The organism is Pelagirhabdus alkalitolerans, assembly GCF_900096905.1.
GTDB classification, from domain to species: Bacteria; Bacillota; Bacilli; order Bacillales; family Amphibacillaceae; genus Pelagirhabdus; species Pelagirhabdus alkalitolerans.
The window spans coordinates 258,207-278,175 of the sequence record NZ_FMYI01000003.1 but is presented as its reverse complement, the minus strand read 5'-3'; the positions used below and the strand labels follow the sequence as shown (position 1 = coordinate 278,175).

Here is a 19,969-nt window from a genome sequence, read left to right as displayed (position 1 = left end):
ATTATTTACTGAATGCTCTTTACATGTAAAAACTTCTCTTTCCATGTATGATAAATTATTATTTCGCCCATTTGCCCAATTCCTTCACTTAGGCTATAGTACATTTTATCAAGAAAGTGAGGTGAGCATAATATATTCAGCATCACAATTTTTAAATCGATTGTTTAAAACGGCTCTATCGATGAATGTTACAGACATTCACTTTTTCCCGGAGAACGATAAAGTTAGCATCTTTTTTCGTATCAATGGTTCACGTGTTTTTCATTATGACCTTACCCTTAATCATTATCAATTTATTATTAACTATCTTAAGTTCACAAGTTCTATGGATATTGGTGAACAAAGAAAACCACAGGACGGAGCTCTTCAATATCCGCTCGATCACACAAACCTCAATTTAAGATTATCTACATTGCCGACTAAGCAAAATGAAAGTTTAGCGATTCGTATTCTTCCCCATCAATCGATTCTCTCCATCAATGAGTTACTCTTATTTAATAGCCAAGCTACTCAATTGAAGAATATGGTCAATCGAACTTCTGGAGTGATCTTATTCACTGGAGCAACTGGATCGGGAAAAACGACCTTACTATACTCTTTGTTAGACCATCTCTTAAAAGAAAAAGCTTACCAAACGATCACTCTCGAAGATCCCGTTGAAAAAGAGATGACGAATTTTCTCCAAATACAAGTGAATGAATCATCTGGATTAAATTACAATACTGGATTAAAGGCAGCTCTCAGACATGACCCTGACATACTAATGGTAGGTGAAATACGGGATCATAAGACGGCTGAATTTGTCTTTCATGCGGCCTATACAGGGCACCTTGTGTTTTCTACATTACATGCTAAAAATGCTTTTGGAACCCTTCACCGACTACAAGAAATGGGGATTGAAAAAGTTGATATTATTCAAAACCTGATGGGAGTTGTTGCCTTAGAACTCATTTCAATTAAGCCACATGAACACACATCAAGACGAGCAGCGATTTTGGAACAGTTAAATGAAAACGATATTCAGGCTTACCTCCATGATCAAACCCTTAATCCTTTGCAAGGAAAATCATTTTATGACTCAAGAAGAAAGGCTTTTGCTTATGGTTTTTCTGATCAAACCGTTTTTGAAACCCAAACCTCCCCTTACATTAACAATTGATCATCAATTAAGGTTTTTAGATCGACTTAGTCACTTATTTGAACAAGGATATGTGATGTTTGATGCTCTTCACCTCCTTAAGTCACAATCATTTTATAGAGAAATTTGTGACTACATTAAAGATGAGTTAAATAAAGGTCAAACATTTGATCATTGTTTAAAAAATCTTGGTTTTAATCCACACATTATCACATACATCCATTTCTCTTTAAAGAATGGTCACCTTCATCAAGCTATACAAGAAGCTACTCAGTATATTAAAAAAAGAAGAGAGCTACAGCATCAATTTTTCAATACAATTCGCTATCCCTTGATTCTAATTACCATGTTTCTCATTATACTATTATTTATTAATTGGTTTGTTTATCCGGCCTTCGAACAATTATATTCAACACATTATAATTCATCTACTATTCTTCATTTAGCCATTGTCACAACCCAATCCCTTTTTAATATTTTATTAACCCTCTCAATCCTATGTTCCATACTTATCACCATCATGATCCAAGTAAATAAGCAAATCAAGCTGGAGAGAATTCACAACATCTTACAGCATTTTCGATTTATCAAAAAATGGATTTCACTTTATGTAAGTTTTCATTTTGCGATTCATCTAAGTTCATTATTAGATGCACATTTTTCATTAAAATCTAGCTTAACTTTTATTTCGCACCATCAAGAAAAAACACTAGTAAACTTCTATGCTACTCGCTTATTAAATGATCTTGAGCGTGGTGAAACAACTAACGAAGCTTTACAACGTATTAATTTTTTTGAAAAAGAATTTATCTCTCTATTTGAAAGACAAAGCGATCATTTACACTTAAAAAAAGATTTGGAAATGTATGCCTCTTTTACCTTAAGTGACCTTCAAGAACGATGCCAATTACTCATTCGACGTATCCAGCCTATTGTATTTTCGATTATAGCATGTTCAATTATTTTAATTTATTTATCCATTTTAATCCCCATGTTACAACTTATTCAAACGATTTAGGAGCTGATCACATGATGAAAAATGAAAAAGGCTTTACGCTTATCGAAATGTTAATTGTACTTGCTGTCATTAGTATTTTGCTTATCTTGCTCGTGCCTAATCTAGCAGACCGTAATAAAGACATACACGCTAAGAGCGAGGAAACCATGGTGCAGATGGCCGAAAATCAAACACAAGCTTATTTTATCGATCATGGACAATACCCAGAGTCTATTCAGGCATTAGTCGCAGCCGATTATTTATCGACAGATTTGGTTGCTAATAAAACAAAGCGTCTTATTTACGAAGACACATTGAATTACCGGGTTACAACCGAAGATGTGGATTAAGCAGCAATCTGGTTTTACACTGATCGAACTACTCCTTGTGCTGTTTATTATTCAATTAACTTTATGGATTGGTTCACAAGTCTCATTATCTTACTATCATCACTATCAATTTAAACAATGGTATACCCAATTCGAACTTGATTTATTAACGATTCAAAAAGAAACCATATTAACGGATAAACAACCGATCATTCAAATCTATCCCAATGACCATAAATACCAAATTAGACATAGTCCAATTGAACCACCTATCACAACAAGAGATACACCATCAAATTGGACCATTACAATGACGTCACTCAACAATCCAATTTATTTTTCGAATCACGGAACGATCAGAGGACCTGGTCGAATGCAAATTAAGACAAAGCGTGCTACGTACACCATCATATTTCCGTTTGGGAAAGGACGGTCATATTATGTTAAAACATGACCAATCTGGATTCTTGTTAATTGAAAGCCTAATAAGCTTGATTATGATTTCTGCCATTTTTACTGTTGGTTTTCCAATTATAGAAAGATTGAGAATGAATAAGGTTATGTTAAGAGAAAGGCTTGAATATCATCATGCCGTATTTAATTACATTGAAACACAAGATGCACAGTCGATTGAAACGACGACTATTCAACTTGATCCCGACCAATCAATTAAACTTTCTACTGAAGAGGATAAGGATCTAATACTCATTAAAGGCGAGTGGCAAAATGTTAAAAGAGATCAAGACTTCGTCACGTTTTATCTTCACAAATAAAAATCAAGACGGGTTTACTCTTGTTGAGGCCTTGATTTCTATTGTTGTTTTATCATTGATAACTCTCTTACTTCCTAGTCTTTATACGCTTGTTGTTCCTGTAAGAGAATACGATCAACACGCTGTGTATCAGTTTTTTCACTTTATAACAGATGAAATATCACAATCTGAGATCTATAGTGTATCTAACGATCAAATGCAGCTGAACAACACTTTAAATGAAACGATTACGATTGAACAATACCAGACAGTTATTAGGAGGCGAGTTAACCAATCAGGCCATGAGATATTATTGAGAGATGTTTTGTCTTTTGAATTAGTTGAGAATGAGCATTTCATTCATATCAAGGTCATGACACAATCAGGAGAACACTATGAAAAAAACATTCATAAAACGATACCGTAATGAATCAGGTTCGATCCTTATCCTTAGCTTATTGATTACATCGATTATGTCTATCTTTTTATTCACCCTTATTCGCACTACGTATAACGAACATTCACTTTCTCAAATGGAAATGATAAATTTGCAGTTAGATAATATACATCGATTAGCAACGGAACAATTCATAGAAGTAACTGTTGTAGATCAATCAGTCACATATGATTATCCACATGGCAGCGCAACAATTCGGGTAACAGATAAGGATGAAGATACACTAACGTTTCAGGTAAGAGCATCCATTTCATCTCACCGAAAAACAAGACATTATACAATACAAAAACCTTAATTTCAGTCATGACAAATAAAAAATCAACTGCTCTACTTTAATAATAAAGTAAGCAGTCGATTTTTTTGAGATGATCAATCATCACTTCTCACAAATGGATTTGATCGCTTTTCTTTTTCGATCGTTGTCACATCACCATGTCCTGGTAGAACTTGAAAATGATCTGGCAAGGTGTACAACTGATTTTTGATTGACGATTGTAACACTTGATAATCCCCACCTGGTAAATCTGTTCGTCCAATCCCACCATTAAATAAACTGTCCCCGGCGATCACGAAATCTTCTTCATCAAAAACAAATATGACACCGCCTGGTGAGTGTCCAGGTGTATGGCGCACTTCAAATTTAAATCCATCAATCTCCATAATGCCTTCAGATAAACCATAATCAGCTCTTCGGGCAGTAATATCACCTAACGGAAATAGGACTGAACTATTCAACTTAGGATCTTCTAGCCAATCAGATTCATCCTCATGTAAATAAACCGGGATATTATACTTATCACGAATTGCATCAACTGCACCAATATGATCAAAGTGTGCATGTGTCAATAGAATCGCTTTAGGATTGAGTTGATGTTGCTCAACAAAATACTTAATACGCTCTTCATCAGCACCTGGGTCAATGATAAGTGCACTGTTTTCTTGATAAATGATATAGCCGTTTGTTCCAAGTTGTCCTAAAGACATTCTTTCTACATTCATCTTAATCCTCCTATGTATCGGAATAGACCCCTTACAGTATGTGTAAGGGGTCTATTGTGTTTATTCTGTTTCAAAATCGTGGAATCTAAATAAATCACCATAAATTAATTTGTCTGAATAAGACATCTCTTGCTCAACCTGTTCAATCATTGGTCCACAAGGCGTCTCTGTTGAGTCAACTTCATCACCAATTAAACTTGTGCTTTCTGTTCCTTCAACTTCACCACTTTCACGATCATAACAAGTATCTCTTGTGTAAATGTAGTCGTCAGTGATGAAGCTTCCATCACGAAGTGCAATATATTCCTTACGATCAGACCCGAATAAATTGGTACCAAACGAAACATCATGTGAATCGTCAATGCCAAGTAAGTGCATTAATGTTGGCTTCACATCTACTTGACCTGAGATATCAGAAATGACTTCACCTTCATGACCTGGCATATGAATATAGAATGGTACACGTTGCAATTGAATGTGATCATAAGGTGTAATCTCATCTTTTTCTAAATATTGTGCCATGGCACGGTCATGAAAATCACTAATACCATAATGGTCACCCATCATGACAATTAACGAGTCTTCATAGATCCCTTCAGCTTTTAAGTGGTCAAAGAATTCTTCGATCGCTTCATCCATATAACGAACCGTTTGGAAATACTGATTCAATGTACGTGAGTTCGAATCAAATTTATCAATGGTTGCATCTTCTTCATCTAAATCAAACGGATGATGATTTGTCAATGTTATGAACCTAGCATAATACGGTTCAGGTAATGATGTTAGATATTTCATAGATTGTTCAAAGAATTCTTTATCTTTCATCCCCCAACCGACACTATTGTCATCTGTAACCTCGTAAGCATCAATGTCATAGAAATGATCAACGTCTAGATTATCGTACATACTGTTACGATTCCAAAAACTAGCATTGTTAGCATGGAATACTGCCGATGTATAATCTTCTTCAGCTAACATTTGGGGAGTTGATAAGAATTCATTACTACTGTGCGTAAAGTAAGCCGAACCACTCGGTAGTGGATATAAAGAGGTCTCCATTATAAACTCAGAATCAGCCGTTTTTCCTTGTTCAGTTTGATGATAAAAGTTTTCAAAGTAATAACTGTCATCAATCAACTCATTTAAAAACGGTGTAATCTCTTCACCATGTAACTCATTGTTAATCACAAATGATTGGAGTGATTCGAGCGTGACAAATATAACGTTCTTATCTTCTGCAATCCCGTACATATCGGTCTCTTCGTTATCTGTTGTGTGTTCATCAACATAACTTAAAATATCAGATAATTCATTCCCATCAGCGAACACACGTTGTGCGCGCGATCTAGAATGTTGAATGACATCGTACACATGGAAATTAAATAACCCAATATTTTTAACGAGATATTCTCTGTCAAAACCTCTTTGTAACAACTGAGGGCGTTCAATTTCAGCCAACACATAATTCCCTAGTAAAAAGACAAAAGACACACTTAAGACAAGTAACTTTTTCTTTTTCGGAAATGAAACGGTAATAGCTAATTGATCACGTTTTGTGATCCACCAAATCGCAATTAAGTCAGCTAGAACAATTAAATCAAAAGGTTCTACTAACGCTAATATACTCGATCCTAAATCGGCTGCGTTACTACCTTGGAACAAGACAGGAAACGTAAGAAAGTCTCCAAAGTTTCTATAGAACAAAATGTTGAAATATAGAATTAACGTGCCGAAGATCATGGCATATTTAATATATCGAATTTGATGTTTTTCTTTAAACCACACACTAACCCCTAAAATTAAAAATGCTGTGGCAAAAGGATTAATAAAAAGTATAATCTCTTGCATAAAATTCTCAATATCAATATTAAAGAAAAATCGATAAATTATATACGTTTTAGCACCGAATAACAAGCTAGCTAACACATATAAATTTAATTTGTTATTTGTTTGGAACATGAATAGTCCTCCCTTAAAATTAAACACATGTGAACGACTCTATTTATATTCACATCATTAAAGTATTTACCCTTTTTATTAACTTGGCAAACCCACTAATGATTAGACGCTATAATACCTTTTTAAGTTACAAAGGGAAAATAATTTGATTTACAATTGATGTTGCTTAACTAAGTAAGCACCACCAATAATACCCGCGTCATTCCCTAAACTTGCGATAGTAAATGAACTTCCTTCAACGATTCGAGGCAAAGCATAGCGCTTATAAGCCGCTTCAAGTGGAACTAACAGTGCATCTTTTGCTTTAGAGACACCGCCACCGACGACAATTTTAGATGGATTAACGATCGTTGCAATGTTAGAAATCGCAAGCCCTAATACATCGGTGATATGGTTCACAACTTCTGTTGCTAATTCGTCACTTTCTTTATAGGCATCGAAGACATCTTTAGCCGTTACTTTACCTTTTAAAGATCGAATATCACGTAAAATTGAATTAGGGTACTTATCGATCCGCTCATTCGTAATACGAGCAATTCCTGTTGCAGAAGCAATCGTTTCAAGGCATCCATTTCGTCCACAGTTACAAGGCGCACCATTGTATTGCATCGTCATATGACCAATCTCACCAGCCATGCCATTTGTGCCGCTAACAATTTGGCCATTTGCTATAATGCCACCCCCGACACCCGTACCTAAAGTAATTGCCACTAAGTTTTCAGCTAGATCTCCAGACCCTAACCAGTTTTCTCCTAAAGCTGCGATGTTTGCATCATTATCAATATATACAGGTAAACCTGATAAATTTTTAAGCAATTCGCCTAAAGGAAAGTCTATCCATCCTAAATTCACCGCTTGCGCAATAACCCCTGTTTCCGTCATAACAAATCCAGGGGCACCAGCTCCAATACCTAGCACCTGGTTTTTATCAATCTGATGGTCGTTCATTTTCAAGCTGAGTGCTTCCCAAATATCATTTGGAATTTGATCAGACTGATCGCCTTTTTTTGTCGTAATCTCCCATTTATCAATAATATGACCTTCTGTTGAAATAATGCCTAATTTTATTGTTGTTCCACCAATATCTACACCAAATAAATATTTTTTCATTATTAAGTCTCCTTTGTAATTGTTTTTAATGTTAGGTCGCTATGTATTATAAATTCTAATAGTTATACAAATTCTAGATTCTCTAAGTATTATAGCAAACTTTTAATCATAATATGAAATAAAATCAGATTAATTTTAGATGAAAAATCGATTAAAATTTATGACAATTTGGAGTGTTGACTATGTTTAAGTGTTCATTATACTTTTCCTTACTTTTTTTAATGTTTACCTTGTGGATTGTGTTGCACTCAAATCAATCTTCAATTCCTACTAGTTTAACTTATTACCCAATCGATGAAAAAAATCAAATAACTGAAAGTTCTACATCAATCTTGCTTAAAGATAATATTCAAACTCCTTCTATTGAATGGTCTGTTACATCTAGTAGCAATATTCCAGTCTATTTACGTCAAGATGTTGGCCTACTATACAAAAATGGTCGATTAAAAGGTATCATGTCTAAGTGGAAAGAAAATGAACGAGACATCAGTCAAATGAGTGCTTTTGATCATCATCAAGATGCCCTTTATGAAAGTCTATCTTTTCATTACGGAGAGAGGCATACAGATTCTAAAAGTATTAATAGCTTTCACACATTGACTCACGATCAAGCTTTTGTTTATTCAATTAATCAAAAATATCAAAGTTTTAAGGAGCCAAAAAATCAAACAGAAAAACATATACAAACATTAGTAAGACAAGACGCTCTTGAACGTTTGAATAGGGAATGGAAAAACTTAATTCATCACTTTAATATCAATCAAGATGAGTATTGGGCTGTACCTTTAATTGAATTGACTAAACAAGAACACGAGTATTTCAATACATTTTCAGAAGAAACGAAGACGAAAGTGATCGGTCAATTGTTTGAAGGGTTATACAAACACTATATCATTCCTTTTAGTCAAGATACTGACCATACTACTAGTTACATGCCTTTAATCCTCATTTCTAAGCAACTCGATGAATTACTCGTATTATTTACGAATGTTAATCAAGAACCAGAAATGCTAATACAACAGATTCATCAATAAACGACGATTAAGTCTTTTACCGGTATATCATAATCATCAATTGGTAGTTTCTTTACAAGTTGTTGATTTGACAAAAGACTTAATGTATTCACATTTTGCTTAGCTAAATATCGATCGTAGTAACCACCACCATGACCAATACGGTAGCCGTCATCGTCAAATGCAATACCAGGTACAATGATTAGATCAAGATCACCATCAGTTGCTTTAGCCAAATAGTTCGGGTCAGGCTCTAGCAATCCAAATGCTTCTTTTTTTAAATAATCAAAATTGGAGATATAATAAAATATCATTGATTTTGTTTCAGGGACTGTCTTTGGTACGGCTATATATTTTCCTTCTGACCATGCTTTTTCAATAATCGGTATCGTATCCCATTCATAACACGCTGAAATGGTAATACCTATCGATTTGGATTGTGTCCACTTCGGATGCTGAAAAAGTTGTTCTTGTAATTTTTGATTAATACGCTCACGATCTATTTCAGGTATTGTTTTTAATTCATTTAAATAGTGTTTTCTTAACTGCTCTTTCATGACATCACCTTCATTATAATTTTAAAAAAACTCTTACCGAATCAGGTAAGAGTCTTTTATACATTATTTTGTTTCACGATGTAATGTGTGTTTCTTTAAACGTGGGCAATATTTTTTCATTTCAATACGCTCTGGGTTGTTACGTTTATTTTTTGTCGTAATGTAATTACGATCGCCTGTTTCTGTACACGCAAGTGTGATGTTTACACGCATGTTTATCCCTCCAAACTTTTCAACTGTCAAATTTATTAGATCATTTCAGACTTAATTATATTATCAAATTAATGAATGTTTTTCAAGTCTCTAATTCAATATTATAATTGATGATTTTCCTAACCTTTAAAATATGTTATAACTATAAGGAGACTAGACTGGAGGAATATACATGTACATAGCTGGAATTACGATACTTATTGTTGCACTTTTAATTTTTATTATTTCCTTTTTCGCTGAAGATAAATTCAAAAAATTAGAGGATCAAATTGAGCAACTTTCGTTATCAACATTGCAAGATAACTATCAAATGAAGAAAAAAATTAAAGTTCTTGAAGAAGAATTATTGCCCAACGAGGTTGACTTAAAGGATTTCAAAGGTCCCTCATCTTCACGATCTAATCATAAAAAACAAGTTGAACTACTCTATAAACAAGGCTATTCCGTTCAAGATATAAGTAAGAAAACACAATTAAGTGAATATGACATTGAAATGGTTGTTAATCAACTCTAGACTACATTCATAAAGGAGTCCATATGAAACATTATTTGCGAGCATTTGCGCTAGGTCTTATAACAGCAACACTGATTATACTAGTCTATCATTACCAATTTGAAGACATTACACATGAAGTCGAACAAGAAGAATTAACCGATCTTGAGATGATTAACAGGCTTGAAGCAGAAGGCTATTTTATTTCACAAGATGAGCCAACTTTAGATGAAGTTGAGCCAGAAAGTTATACAGAAGATAATGAAGATGAAAATGAGGATGAAAGTGATGATGAAAATAACGTGAGTGAAGCCGATTCTGATTTAGAAAATGATGAGCAAAATGAAGCTGATAATGATCAATTTATTTTGACAATCGAAGAAGGTATGACTGTCTCACAAGTTGCAGATTATTTGATCGTAGCAAGTATCATTGATTCACGAGAAGAATTTACAGATTTTCTTTCGGAGCATGACTATGGGACTAACATCCAAGTCGGTCAATTTGAATTAAGTCGAGATATGAGTTTGGAAGAAGTTGTGGATACAATTGCGAGTCAAAATTAATCTTAAAACACCCCTTACTTTTAATATGAAAGTAAGGGGTGTTTTAGTGAGTTGTTATTCTGCATCTTCTGCCATTTCAGAAATAATCGATTCATCAATTCCATCTTCATTACGCTCTTCTTTCATTTCGAAATACGTGTCAATCAACTGGTTACCTATATTATGGTGAATACCGTTGTGGTCATTACCTGTTCCAGATCTAGGTACAACAATGGCAAATGCAACTTCCGGTTCATCATATGGAGCATAACCGACAAGTGTTAAGTTATTAGTTTCTTGCTGCACACCATCATCAAAGAAATGGTTTTGAGCCGTACCTGTCTTAATCGCGACATCATAAGGACTATCGGCCCAGTGACCACTACCCGTTCCGTCTGTTGCTACTCTTCTAAACCCTTCTTGGACACGCTCTATATAATGATCGTCCATATCGATACGATTTTTCACTTCAGGACTATAATTATCAATCACAGAACCTAATGAATCTTTATCACCGTTTGACTGGCGAATTTCTTTAACAAGTCTTGGACTAATGCGATAACCATCATTTGCAATGGTTGATACATACTGTGCCAGTTGGAGGGTGGTATAGTTGTCATATTGTCCGATTGCAAAGTCAAGAAGTAGACCCGGGTCTTGTATGTTAGTACCGACGAATCCAGTAGATTCATATGGCAAATCAATACCTGTTTCTGCGCCTAACCCAAACTGATTAAAGTATCTACGCATTTCTTGAAAACTATCATTATCAAAATTACGAAGCGGCTCATTTGGTGTATAATTCGCACCGGCAAGGCGCATCGCAATTTCAAACATATAGACGTTTGATGAATCTTCAATTGCAGTTAAATCATCGATACGTCCCATCGTTGTGTGAGATCGTTTGACTGGTGTTCCGGCAATTCGAATCGGTCGATCTTCTATAACAGTACCTGGCGATATAACGCCTGTGTCGTAACCAGTTAGCACGGTTGCACCTTTTATTGAAGAACCAGGAATGTGTGAATCGTAAATTACACGATAAGCTTGATCTTGAAACTGATCTTCATCACGATTATAATGTGCGCCTGACATACCTAGTACATCCCCCGTTTGAGGATCCAAGACTGCGACAAGTGCATCTTCCATATATTGATTCTCACTTGGGTTTTGATTAATGAAATCTTCAAGTTCTTCTTGAACAATGCGGTCTAATTCTTGTTGGAATTCTACATCTAATGAGAGAATTAAATCATTTCCACTCTTGCCTTCTTTCACGGTTTCGGTTCCAACAATATTTCCACTATTATCCGTCGTGTATTCAATAATTTCCTTTTGACCACGTAAAACACTCTCATACTGCTGCTCTAAACCACTCGTTCCTACTCGATCATTTCGACTGTATCCGAGTGACAGATAGCGATCTCGATCTTCACTAGGTATCCCTTCATCAGATGAGGTAATACCACCAATGAAACTAGAGAAAGTAGAGTCATACCGAGTGATACGATCCCAATCAATAATAGCATCGATCCCTGGTAACTCATGAAGATTCTCTGATATGAGTGCGAATTCTTCTTCTGAAACATCATCATTTTTAATCGTATGCGGAGATAGTTCATATGCTTGATCTAATTCTTTCTTGATCGCGACTACATTGAGTAAATACTCATCTGACCAATCATATTCATTGTAATCATCTTCATCAATATGATCCAAAATACGTTGATATTGCTCACCAGTATCAAGTTCTCTTTCTTCATCTGTTAAGCGACTGTTTGCTTCTTCAGTATTTAATAAGTACCAATACTCTTGTTTATCTCGCTCACGAACCATTGTTTCAAGTTCATCAAAATCATTTGTCATGGTCATCACATCAGCAAGATTCTCCGCGATTTCTAAACGTGTTAATGCAGAATCTCCATTTTTAGGTGGAGTATATGTAATAGCACGTTGAGGTTCATTATCTAATAATAGATTCCCATACCGGTCATACATTAGACCTCTAGGAACGGATAGAGAAGCACGTGTATTTTCTGTTTCATTTACTCTCTGTCTTGCTTCTTCCCCATTTAATATTTGAACAACACCAAGTTGTAAAATTAATAATGAAAAGAGTACAAATATAGATAGAAATAAGACGTTTAGTCTTAGTGGCAACTGTGTTCTTTTTTTCTTTTTTTTCGAAGCCAACTGTCTTCACCTCTTCTTGTTTACGTACATGATATTATAACATGATTTCCAACTTATTTCATTTATTATGAAAAAAACCTGAGCCCTATTTTTAGGCTCAGGTTTTAATAGAAATTATTTAGCTTGATTGTAAAGTTCGTTTACTTTATTCCAGTCAACGACATTCCAGAACGCTTCGATGTAATCTGGGCGTTTGTTTTGGTATTTAAGGTAATAAGCATGCTCCCAAACATCTAAGCCTAGGATTGGTGTTTTACCATCCATAACTGGTGTGTCTTGGTTAGGTGTGCTAGTAATTGCGATGTCTCCATTATCAACAATTAACCATGCCCAACCAGATCCGAAACGACCTGTTGCTGCTGTTTTAAATTCATCTTTAAATGCATCAAAGCTACCAAATTTTTGATCAATAGCTTTTGCAATATCGCCTGAAGGTTCACCGCCACCATTTGGTGATAACAATGTCCAAAACAGGCTATGGTTAGCATGACCGCCACCATTATTTCTAACAGCTGTTTGGATGTCTTTTGGTAGAGCATCTAGATCAGACAATAGTTCATCTAATGATTTGTCTTGAAGATCGCTATGCCCTTCTAAAGCAGCATTCAATTTCGTAACATATGTGTTGTGGTGCTTCGTATGGTGAATGTTCATTGTCTCCTTGTCAATATAAGGCTCCAACGCATCGTATGCATAAGGTAGTTCTGGTAATTCAAATTTCGCCATAAGTATTGCCTCCTTAAAATTTTTAATCTTTTTTTGAGAAAGTTCACAAAATGTTCACTTTCTCAACCATCTTTACTTTAACAAATTCATATCTCAGTTTCAAACAATTTGCTCTTTCTATTTGAACCCCTACTTAAAGATACTATTCACTAAAATGAAACATGTTAAACCCATTTATGATAATGAATCACCATTTACTTTTCGCTGATTTTCATTCAGCTTTGTGTTGTGTTCTGATGACCCATATTCTTCAACGGTTTTCCACGTATCTGTATCATCCATTTCTAATGAGCTCATGGATTGTTGATCTTCTGATACTTGATTTTGCTGTTCTTTTGCATGTTCAATGCAATAACGAGTTGTTGGTACGGCCAACATGCGTTCACGATTAATTAATTTAGAGCATTCATCACAATACCCATGTGTACCTTCGGTGATTCGTTTTAACGCAATTTTAATATCCTCTAATTCTTTTTCTTCGTACTCTGATAATACCTGTGATTTATCACGCTCATGTAATTCTGTACCAAGATCACCTGGGTGATTATCATAATCAGATAATTCAGTTGTCGTATCTAAATTTGATTGTTGACTTTTGCTTGCCATTAAGTCTTTTTTTCTTGTCAGTAAAAGCTCTTTAACTTGATCTAAATGAACAGGTTTGTCCATAAAAACACTCCCTATATTAATCTGTTTGTTATAGTTTACCTGTTATTATAAAACATTAAACATAGACAAAAGTAAAAACCATCAGATGCATTGCACCTGATGGTTTTACTTTAGTGGCTTGAGACGGAATCGAACCGCCGACACACGGAGCTTCAATCCGTTGCTCTACCGACTGAGCTACCAAGCCATACCTATGTAGTTGGAAATAAAATGGAGGAGGAAGAGGGATTCGAACCCCCGCGGGCGATGAAGCCCCTGTCGGTTTTCAAGACCGATCCCTTCAGCCAGACTTGGGTATTCCTCCGCATGAAAAAATATAATTTATGAAATGGTGGACCCTGCAGGATTCGAACCTGCGACCGATCGGTTATGAGCCGATAGCTCTAACCAACTGAGCTAAGGGTCCGCGCGCATGGGGCGACCGGTGGGGATCGAACCCACGAATGTCGGAACCACAATCCGATGTGTTAACCACTTCACCACGACCGCCATATTCTTTATGTAAATGGTAGCGGCGGAGGGGATCGAACCCACGACCTCACGGGTATGAACCGTACGCTCTCGCCAGCTGAGCTACGCCGCCACAATATGGCTCCACAGGTAGGATTCGAACCTACGACCGATCGGTTAACAGCCGATAGCTCTACCACTGAGCTACTGTGGAATAATTAACAATGTATCGTGTGTGTGCCGAACTAAGTTCAGCGACGTTTAATAATATACCACGATTTGAAAAGTTCGTCAATACATTTTTTTCACTTCATCAACGCCTTAATTAATATAGCATGTTTATCATAAACAATCAATAGAAAGTAGCAAAATGAATAAACACATTCACTTTGCTACTTAAACCTTGTCCTAATGCACTGTTTCTGGTATTTTCTCTCCTAGCACTTCTTCTGCGATATTTAACGCATGGTCACCAATACGTTCTAAGTTACTTAAAATATCAACATAGACAATACCAGATGAACCAGAACATTTCCCTTCATTCAAACGAATAATATGACTTTTACGATATTTCTTTTCCAATCGATCAATATTATTCTCAAGTTTTACTACTTCCAACGCATCTTCACGATTCATTGTGGATAAAGCTTCCACGGCTTTTTTAACCGTACTGTTTGTTAATTCAATCATATGATTTAAATCTTGTTTCGCATCATCTGTTAATACGATCTTGCTTGAAATTTTAAATTGAATCAGTTCAATTATATTTTCAAAGTGATCGCCAATTCTCTCTATATCACGAACAGCATCCATCATCGCTGTATGTCTCTCGCTGTCTGCATCTGATAATTGAGAAACTGATAAATGAACTAAGTAATCTGTAATTTCTCTATCCAATTTGTTTAATGCATTCTCAAGTTGAAATGCATTATCTGAGTGTTTTGTTTCATGATTGTTTAAAAACAGAGCTGTCTCAGTTAAACCACGATAAGCATAATCGCCCATTCGAATAATCTCTTCTCTAGCTTGATCAAGAGCTACTGCTGGTGATTGTTTTATGAAAATAGGATCTAAATGTGTCGGTTTAAATTCAATAGCAGAATCCTCACCAGGAATTAGCTTCGTAACTAAGTATGCTAATAAACCAATGAATGGGAATGAAATAATCAAGTTTGCCACGTTAAAAATACCGTGGGCAAACGCAACGGTCATTTCCGCATTTAGACCAAGAGATTCTTGAATCATAGCAATAAGTGCTGTATAGGGTCTTAATAATAAAATAATAATAATCGCGCCCGTTAAATTAAAAATTACGTGTGTTAAAGCGGCACGTCTAGCAGCAATACTTGCACCAATTGATGCGATAATAGCTGTAATGGTCGTACCTATGTTGTTACCAAATAAAATCGGCATCGCTTCTTGTAATTCCATAGCTCCTTGGCCATATAAATTTTGCAAAATACCAATGGTACCACTTGAGCTTTGTACAAGGAATGTAAACAAGGCTCCAATCATGACACCTAGTAATGGCTGGTCAGATAATTGAACCATCAAATCTTGAAAGGCTTGTAAATAGCGGAGCGGATAAAGCCCACTACCCATTAGATCCAGGCCTAAGAAAAGGGCACCAAAACCGAATATTGTCTGACCATAATTAAGTAATTTTTGATTCTTAAAGAAAAAGAGCATTAAAGCACCAACAGCGACAATGGGCAAAGCATATTCTTCAATCTTGATACCAATAATGAATGCAGTGAACGTTGTCCCGACGTTAGCACCCATAATAACACCGATTGATTGTCTTAACGTCATAAAGCCAGCATTAACTAAACCGACTGCAAGGACGGTTGTACCAGTACTTGTTTGCAACAAGATTGTGACAATAATCCCCGATAATACACCCATAAAAGGATTACTTGTAAATTTATCTAATAAATCCTTTAGTCTGTCTCCTGCTGTTTTTTGAAGTCCATCCCCCATATATTTTATACCTAATAAAAATATACCGAGGCCTCCAAAGAATTCAAATAACACATTTTGGATCTCAATTTCCATGGATTCTCATCCCTTCACATTTAAAATATATGTCTCTAAAAAACAATCCTTTCTCATTATTAATGATTTACTTGCTAAATGTAAAGAGAATTCGACTAAAATTTACACTAAATTTACACTCTTCTTAATTTCTCCTTTGTTGCTGTCACTCAGCCGGCTCAACAAGGATACGTGTCCCATCTACTTGCTTTACTACAATCGTCGTATCTTTCTTTATCCAATGTCCATTTGAAATAGCGCTGTATTGATTGCCTTTTACTTTTATCGTGCCAATGGGGCGCATATCGGTTATACATACCCCTTCTTCACCAATCAAGCCTTTATAACTAACATTCATTGAGCTATAGCCTAAATCGTCTGTTAATGAATCCACCAAAGTGATCTTCGTCCACATATTTCGCTTAGGTAGCCATTTCAACCAAAGAAATGACAAAGCCCCTCCAATCACTACACCAATAATGGCATACAAACCAACGACCCAATTTGGTGAGCTGAGTCCAACAGAAATAATCATGAGGAGTCCACCAATTCCAGCAAGAAAGCCTTCATTTATAAATTGGCCATCTACAAAAATTAAGATGACACCTAAAAAATAAATAATTGACATCGTTAATACCATAGACGGGTCTAAATAAATCATGAAATATAATGTTATGAATATAAAGCCTAGAACAAAAAATCCGCCTCTTGCTTTAACTAGTAATTCTCCGATCAAAAACAGACTCGCAAGTCCAACCAAGATAAAACTTAATCCATCAAAAGCCAAAACATTCATCATAATGATTCCCCTTTTTGTATAAACTTATATAACTAGAGCATTAAAGCGAGTGATCAACTTTGTTTAAATTTATATTGATACTGTTCATATTCAGTTTATTAATTGACCTATCAAAAGATGTTGAAACTTCTAATATCCAACCTACTTACTCTCATTATGATCAACTCACACAAAGCTTTCAAGTGAAATCTTATCGAATTGAACCTCATGATACGTTTCAAGCGGTTGTGTTTAAAATAAATAATAGAAAAACGATCGATATGGAGCAGGCATTATTAGACTTCTATGCTTTAAATCCAAAAGCCAATCATAACGAATTAAACATAGGGGATCACTATTTATGGCCAAAATATGATGAGCAATAAAATATTAAAAAACTCGCATCTATTATAGATACGAGTTTTCGCTAAAACTTTTTTAATTAATCACTTGTTGCAACATAGTGCTCTTCGGCATTTGTTTGGATAACCTCTGCATATTCACTTCTAGCTGTGCCGTTTTGACTCTTATAGGTCTCCATGCCAGACATCCCGCGATGATAAGCAGTCAATGCTTCATCCCAATTATTATATTCGTCATATAAATAATCGAGATAAACAACAGAGAGTTCCATTGAATAGTAAGGGTCGAACAACAACTCAAAGCTATATGGTAAATTAGCCATATCAGCGATCCACGGCGCTGTGTTTGTCATAAATTGCGCTAAGCCATAAGCATGACCATACTGCGTTTCTGGTCCAACTAAATCTGGGTTGAATGTATGACCTGTTTCAACTTTTAAGAGTTCATAAACTAAAAATGGATCGATATCATAGGCATTTGCTTCATTGATTAAATAAACGGCCCATGATTTTTTAAATTCCCCATTGCTGTCTTCGACCATCTCGTTTGCAGCCTCTTCTACATTATCCCAGTTAAATGGTGTTAGAAGTGTGTCACTCTCTTTGATCGTTTGCTCATCAAACCGGTCAGTCGTTTCTTTATTTTGAGCAATTAATTGTATCTCGTCCTCATCTTGTGCTTGTACAAGTGATGGGTCTTGTATATGAATAGTAAAGAAAATAATAGCTGTTAGGACAATACCCATAATGCTCATAAATTGATTTTGTTGCATGTTCATCATTCCTTTCTTGTAATCATTATGACTACAAGTCGCTATCCTAACTGATATTATTTTCAAATGCAACTATAAACGTTCGAGATTGGTTTTAATTACCATTTATATCTTTATATAGTTATTATATGTATTTTATTGGGTTTTAAAGCGTATTCATTATTGAATAGGAGGAATAGTATGAATTTTATGTTTAAAGAAGTTATTCGATCAAAAATTAAGCAATTAACCGTTTTTGAATTGCTCGAATATGCATCCATGTACTCCATCTCACTCTCACATGAACAAGCACATCAAATTCTTGTATACTTAAAAGATCCTCACTTTGATCCCTTTAATTTAAGTGATTTACAACAATTATTCGAAAAAATTGAAAGACTAACATCACCACAAACAACATTGAAATTACAACAAATACTTCGTGAATACATTGATCTTTATCAGGCTGAAAGTTGGTTTAAATCATAAGCTAAATTTAAAACGCATGATCCTTCGAATATAGAAGGGTCATGCGTTTTTTTAAAAATTTTATTATTGATTCATTATTTTTTCTTTAAGATCCGGATCAAATTTTTGAGCTCTTAACATGTCGATCTCAAATTTATAAGGTGGTTTTTTGTTCTTCTTATCTTCACCTACATATGGTGTTTCAAGGATTTTTGGTAAATGAGCTAACTTTGGATGGTGAACAATATAATTTAACGCATCAAATCCAATGTACCCAAATCCTATATTTTCATGTCGGTCTTTGTGGGCACCCTTTTCGTTCTTACTATCATTCACATGAATGACTTTTAAGCGTTCCAAACCTACAATTGAATCAAATTCATCCAATACGTCATCAAAGTGATTAACAATATCATAACCTGCATCATGAACATGGCATGTATCTAAACATACAGATAATTTATCACTTTGGTCAACACCAGCAATAATTTTTGCCAACTCTTCAAAAGTCCGTCCTATTTCTGTCCCTTTTCCTGCCATTGTTTCTAGAGCAATTTGGACATCATGTTCTTTTTTTAACACTTCATTTAAACCTTCTACAATTTTATTGATCCCTTTATCAGCACCGGCACCAACATGTGCACCGGGATGGAGTACAATTTGCTTTGCACCAAGAGCTGCTGTTCGTTCAATTTCACTTTGCATAAATGATACAGCAAGTTCAAATGTCTCCGGTTTTGTTGTATTACCTAGATTAATAATATAAGGCGCATGAACAATTAAATCTTCAATACCGTGATCTTTCATGTGCTCTTTTCCAGCTTCAATATTCAAGTCTTCTATTGCTTTTCTTCGTGTATTTTGTGGAGCACCCGTGTAAATCATCATGGCTGTTGATCCATATTGTGTTGCCTCTTCACTTGAACCTAAGAGCATTTTTTTTCCACTCATTGAAACGTGAGATCCTAATGTCAT

The 19,969-nt window shown here is 35.2% G+C and carries 24 protein-coding genes and 6 tRNA genes; 12 read left to right on the top strand and 18 right to left on the bottom strand.

What is annotated here, in order from left to right; genetic code table 11:
* Positions 1 to 43 precede the first annotated feature (43 nt).
* Genes comGA through BLR62_RS05980 form a run of 7 tightly spaced genes read left to right on the top strand, consistent with a single transcriptional unit; the run spans position 44 to position 3,968 of the window.
* On the top strand, positions 44 to 1,159 hold the full coding sequence (gene comGA, locus BLR62_RS06010; RefSeq protein WP_090794650.1) for a competence type IV pilus ATPase ComGA: 1,116 nt from the start codon (positions 44 to 46) through the stop codon (positions 1,157 to 1,159).
* The gene (gene comGB, locus BLR62_RS06005) at positions 1,074 to 2,156 is read left to right on the top strand and encodes a competence type IV pilus assembly protein ComGB (protein WP_090794647.1); all 1,083 of its coding nucleotides are present in this window, start codon (positions 1,074 to 1,076) and stop codon (positions 2,154 to 2,156) included. Before comGA ends, comGB begins: the two co-directional genes overlap by 86 nt.
* Positions 2,157 to 2,167: 11 nt before the next feature.
* Positions 2,168 to 2,485, top strand: a complete 318-nt coding sequence (comGC, locus tag BLR62_RS06000) for a competence type IV pilus major pilin ComGC (protein ID WP_090794645.1) — start codon at positions 2,168 to 2,170, stop codon at positions 2,483 to 2,485.
* Positions 2,475 to 2,918, top strand: a complete 444-nt coding sequence (gene comGD / locus BLR62_RS05995) for a competence type IV pilus minor pilin ComGD (protein ID WP_090794642.1) — start codon at positions 2,475 to 2,477, stop codon at positions 2,916 to 2,918. Before comGC ends, comGD begins: the two co-directional genes overlap by 11 nt.
* Positions 2,905 to 3,237, top strand: coding sequence for a type II secretion system protein (locus BLR62_RS05990; RefSeq protein WP_090794639.1), 333 nt, complete (start codon positions 2,905 to 2,907; stop codon positions 3,235 to 3,237). The genes comGD and BLR62_RS05990 overlap by 14 nt, the downstream gene beginning before the upstream one ends.
* Positions 3,191 to 3,643 (top strand): competence type IV pilus minor pilin ComGF, encoded by a 453-nt coding sequence (gene comGF, locus BLR62_RS05985; protein ID WP_090794636.1) that lies wholly within the window; start codon positions 3,191 to 3,193, stop codon positions 3,641 to 3,643. Before BLR62_RS05990 ends, comGF begins: the two co-directional genes overlap by 47 nt.
* The gene (locus BLR62_RS05980; RefSeq protein WP_090794582.1) at positions 3,612 to 3,968 is read left to right on the top strand and encodes a hypothetical protein; all 357 of its coding nucleotides are present in this window, start codon (positions 3,612 to 3,614) and stop codon (positions 3,966 to 3,968) included. The genes comGF and BLR62_RS05980 overlap by 32 nt, the downstream gene beginning before the upstream one ends.
* A gap of 74 nt (positions 3,969 to 4,042) precedes the next feature.
* On the opposite strand, the gene BLR62_RS05975 is transcribed toward BLR62_RS05980, so the two are convergent.
* The 3 genes from BLR62_RS05975 to BLR62_RS05965 form a co-directional block, all read right to left on the bottom strand.
* Entirely contained in the window at positions 4,043 to 4,672 is a 630-nt protein-coding gene (locus BLR62_RS05975; RefSeq protein ID WP_090794579.1) for an MBL fold metallo-hydrolase, read from the bottom strand.
* Between the two features lie 60 nt (positions 4,673 to 4,732).
* Complete coding sequence (locus BLR62_RS05970) at positions 4,733 to 6,631, bottom strand: LTA synthase family protein (RefSeq protein WP_090794574.1); 1,899 nt, start codon at positions 6,629 to 6,631, stop codon at positions 4,733 to 4,735.
* A 150-nt stretch (positions 6,632 to 6,781) separates the two neighbouring features.
* Positions 6,782 to 7,741, bottom strand: a complete 960-nt coding sequence (locus tag BLR62_RS05965; protein ID WP_090794571.1) for an ROK family glucokinase — start codon at positions 7,739 to 7,741, stop codon at positions 6,782 to 6,784.
* Positions 7,742 to 7,962: 221 nt separating this feature from the next.
* Between BLR62_RS05965 and BLR62_RS05960 the strand changes: the two genes are divergently transcribed.
* A complete protein-coding gene (locus BLR62_RS05960) occupies positions 7,963 to 8,775 on the top strand; it encodes a hypothetical protein (protein ID WP_176759229.1) in 813 nt (270 codons plus the stop codon).
* Here BLR62_RS05960 and BLR62_RS05955 read toward each other — a convergent pair.
* Together BLR62_RS05955 and rpmG are read right to left on the bottom strand one after the other, a co-directional pair.
* Positions 8,769 to 9,311, bottom strand: a complete 543-nt coding sequence (locus BLR62_RS05955; RefSeq protein ID WP_090794564.1) for a 5-formyltetrahydrofolate cyclo-ligase — start codon at positions 9,309 to 9,311, stop codon at positions 8,769 to 8,771. The two genes, BLR62_RS05960 and BLR62_RS05955, sit on opposite strands and share 7 nt — an antisense overlap.
* Positions 9,312 to 9,374: 63 nt before the next feature.
* Positions 9,375 to 9,524: a 50S ribosomal protein L33 gene (rpmG, locus tag BLR62_RS05950; RefSeq protein WP_090794561.1), complete on the bottom strand. Its 150-nt coding sequence runs from the start codon at positions 9,522 to 9,524 to the stop codon at positions 9,375 to 9,377.
* A gap of 172 nt (positions 9,525 to 9,696) precedes the next feature.
* Between rpmG and BLR62_RS05945 the strand changes: the two genes are divergently transcribed.
* Both BLR62_RS05945 and BLR62_RS05940 read left to right on the top strand, forming a co-directional pair.
* Complete coding sequence (locus BLR62_RS05945) at positions 9,697 to 10,038, top strand: hypothetical protein (RefSeq protein WP_090794556.1); 342 nt, start codon at positions 9,697 to 9,699, stop codon at positions 10,036 to 10,038.
* 23 nt (positions 10,039 to 10,061) lie between these two features.
* Positions 10,062 to 10,583 carry a hypothetical protein gene (locus BLR62_RS05940; protein ID WP_090794552.1) on the top strand — a complete coding sequence of 174 codons (522 nt, stop codon included), beginning with the start codon at positions 10,062 to 10,064 and terminating at the stop codon, positions 10,581 to 10,583.
* A 54-nt stretch (positions 10,584 to 10,637) separates the two neighbouring features.
* On the opposite strand, the gene BLR62_RS05935 is transcribed toward BLR62_RS05940, so the two are convergent.
* From BLR62_RS05935 to BLR62_RS05885, 11 genes are all read right to left on the bottom strand, one after another.
* Positions 10,638 to 12,755, bottom strand: a complete 2,118-nt coding sequence (locus BLR62_RS05935) for a peptidoglycan D,D-transpeptidase FtsI family protein (protein ID WP_090794549.1) — start codon at positions 12,753 to 12,755, stop codon at positions 10,638 to 10,640.
* 114 nt (positions 12,756 to 12,869) lie between these two features.
* Positions 12,870 to 13,481: a superoxide dismutase gene (locus BLR62_RS05930; RefSeq protein ID WP_090794546.1), complete on the bottom strand. Its 612-nt coding sequence runs from the start codon at positions 13,479 to 13,481 to the stop codon at positions 12,870 to 12,872.
* A 174-nt stretch (positions 13,482 to 13,655) separates the two neighbouring features.
* A complete protein-coding gene (locus BLR62_RS05925) occupies positions 13,656 to 14,150 on the bottom strand; it encodes a TraR/DksA C4-type zinc finger protein (protein ID WP_090794543.1) in 495 nt (164 codons plus the stop codon).
* 114 nt (positions 14,151 to 14,264) lie between these two features.
* Positions 14,265 to 14,337, bottom strand: a tRNA-Phe gene (locus BLR62_RS05920).
* Positions 14,338 to 14,361: 24 nt separating this feature from the next.
* Positions 14,362 to 14,454 (bottom strand) — tRNA-Ser (locus BLR62_RS05915).
* Positions 14,455 to 14,479: 25 nt separating this feature from the next.
* A tRNA-Ile gene (locus BLR62_RS05910) sits at positions 14,480 to 14,556 on the bottom strand.
* Between the two features lie 7 nt (positions 14,557 to 14,563).
* Positions 14,564 to 14,639: transfer RNA gene (locus BLR62_RS05905), tRNA-His, on the bottom strand.
* 17 nt (positions 14,640 to 14,656) lie between these two features.
* Positions 14,657 to 14,733: transfer RNA gene (locus BLR62_RS05900), tRNA-Met, on the bottom strand.
* A gap of 6 nt (positions 14,734 to 14,739) precedes the next feature.
* Positions 14,740 to 14,814: transfer RNA gene (locus BLR62_RS05895), tRNA-Asn, on the bottom strand.
* Positions 14,815 to 15,008: 194 nt separating this feature from the next.
* The gene (locus BLR62_RS05890) at positions 15,009 to 16,655 is read right to left on the bottom strand and encodes a Na/Pi cotransporter family protein (RefSeq protein WP_090794540.1); all 1,647 of its coding nucleotides are present in this window, start codon (positions 16,653 to 16,655) and stop codon (positions 15,009 to 15,011) included.
* Between the two features lie 145 nt (positions 16,656 to 16,800).
* Positions 16,801 to 17,433 (bottom strand): NfeD family protein, encoded by a 633-nt coding sequence (locus tag BLR62_RS05885; RefSeq protein ID WP_342706534.1) that lies wholly within the window; start codon positions 17,431 to 17,433, stop codon positions 16,801 to 16,803.
* Positions 17,434 to 17,507: 74 nt separating this feature from the next.
* Here BLR62_RS05885 and BLR62_RS05880 point away from each other — a divergent pair, with 74 nt between their 5' ends.
* Positions 17,508 to 17,798, top strand: a complete 291-nt coding sequence (locus tag BLR62_RS05880) for a hypothetical protein (protein WP_218119756.1) — start codon at positions 17,508 to 17,510, stop codon at positions 17,796 to 17,798.
* 56 nt (positions 17,799 to 17,854) lie between these two features.
* Here BLR62_RS05880 and BLR62_RS05875 read toward each other — a convergent pair whose 3' ends face one another.
* Positions 17,855 to 18,547 (bottom strand): lytic transglycosylase domain-containing protein, encoded by a 693-nt coding sequence (locus BLR62_RS05875; RefSeq protein ID WP_245719405.1) that lies wholly within the window; start codon positions 18,545 to 18,547, stop codon positions 17,855 to 17,857.
* Between the two features lie 180 nt (positions 18,548 to 18,727).
* Here BLR62_RS05875 and BLR62_RS05870 point away from each other — a divergent pair, with 180 nt between their 5' ends.
* On the top strand, positions 18,728 to 19,015 hold the full coding sequence (locus BLR62_RS05870; protein WP_090794532.1) for a DUF2624 family protein: 288 nt from the start codon (positions 18,728 to 18,730) through the stop codon (positions 19,013 to 19,015).
* Between the two features lie 63 nt (positions 19,016 to 19,078).
* Here BLR62_RS05870 and BLR62_RS05865 read toward each other — a convergent pair whose 3' ends face one another.
* Positions 19,079 to 19,969, bottom strand: coding sequence for a deoxyribonuclease IV (locus BLR62_RS05865; protein ID WP_090794530.1), 891 nt, complete (start codon positions 19,967 to 19,969; stop codon positions 19,079 to 19,081).

Bases quoted from the DNA above. Each gene is read 5' to 3' on its own strand.
- comGA (WP_090794650.1), top strand. From the start codon at position 44: ATGTATGATAAATTATTATTTCGCCCATTTGCCCAATTCCTTCACTTA.
- comGB (WP_090794647.1), top strand. From the start codon at position 1,074: ATGACTCAAGAAGAAAGGCTTTTGCTTATGGTTTTTCTGATCAAACCG.
- comGC (WP_090794645.1), top strand. From the start codon at position 2,168: ATGATGAAAAATGAAAAAGGCTTTACGCTTATCGAAATGTTAATTGTA.
- comGD (WP_090794642.1), top strand. From the start codon at position 2,475: ATGTGGATTAAGCAGCAATCTGGTTTTACACTGATCGAACTACTCCTT.
- BLR62_RS05990 (WP_090794639.1), top strand. From the start codon at position 2,905: ATGTTAAAACATGACCAATCTGGATTCTTGTTAATTGAAAGCCTAATA.
- comGF (WP_090794636.1), top strand. From the start codon at position 3,191: ATGTTAAAAGAGATCAAGACTTCGTCACGTTTTATCTTCACAAATAAA.
- BLR62_RS05980 (WP_090794582.1), top strand. From the start codon at position 3,612: ATGAAAAAAACATTCATAAAACGATACCGTAATGAATCAGGTTCGATC.
- BLR62_RS05975 (WP_090794579.1), bottom strand. From the start codon at position 4,672: ATGAATGTAGAAAGAATGTCTTTAGGACAACTTGGAACAAACGGCTAT.
- BLR62_RS05970 (WP_090794574.1), bottom strand. From the start codon at position 6,631: ATGTTCCAAACAAATAACAAATTAAATTTATATGTGTTAGCTAGCTTG.
- BLR62_RS05965 (WP_090794571.1), bottom strand. From the start codon at position 7,741: ATGAAAAAATATTTATTTGGTGTAGATATTGGTGGAACAACAATAAAA.
- BLR62_RS05960 (WP_176759229.1), top strand. From the start codon at position 7,963: ATGTTTACCTTGTGGATTGTGTTGCACTCAAATCAATCTTCAATTCCT.
- BLR62_RS05955 (WP_090794564.1), bottom strand. From the start codon at position 9,311: ATGAAAGAGCAGTTAAGAAAACACTATTTAAATGAATTAAAAACAATA.
- rpmG (WP_090794561.1), bottom strand. From the start codon at position 9,524: ATGCGTGTAAACATCACACTTGCGTGTACAGAAACAGGCGATCGTAAT.
- BLR62_RS05945 (WP_090794556.1), top strand. From the start codon at position 9,697: ATGTACATAGCTGGAATTACGATACTTATTGTTGCACTTTTAATTTTT.
- BLR62_RS05940 (WP_090794552.1), top strand. From the start codon at position 10,062: ATGAAACATTATTTGCGAGCATTTGCGCTAGGTCTTATAACAGCAACA.
- BLR62_RS05930 (WP_090794546.1), bottom strand. From the start codon at position 13,481: ATGGCGAAATTTGAATTACCAGAACTACCTTATGCATACGATGCGTTG.
- BLR62_RS05925 (WP_090794543.1), bottom strand. From the start codon at position 14,150: ATGGACAAACCTGTTCATTTAGATCAAGTTAAAGAGCTTTTACTGACA.
- BLR62_RS05890 (WP_090794540.1), bottom strand. From the start codon at position 16,655: ATGGAAATTGAGATCCAAAATGTGTTATTTGAATTCTTTGGAGGCCTC.
- BLR62_RS05885 (WP_342706534.1), bottom strand. From the start codon at position 17,433: ATGATGAATGTTTTGGCTTTTGATGGATTAAGTTTTATCTTGGTTGGA.
- BLR62_RS05875 (WP_245719405.1), bottom strand. From the start codon at position 18,547: ATGCAACAAAATCAATTTATGAGCATTATGGGTATTGTCCTAACAGCT.
- BLR62_RS05870 (WP_090794532.1), top strand. From the start codon at position 18,728: ATGAATTTTATGTTTAAAGAAGTTATTCGATCAAAAATTAAGCAATTA.
- BLR62_RS05865 (WP_090794530.1), bottom strand. From the start codon at position 19,969: ATGACATTAGGATCTCACGTTTCAATGAGTGGAAAAAAAATGCTCTTA.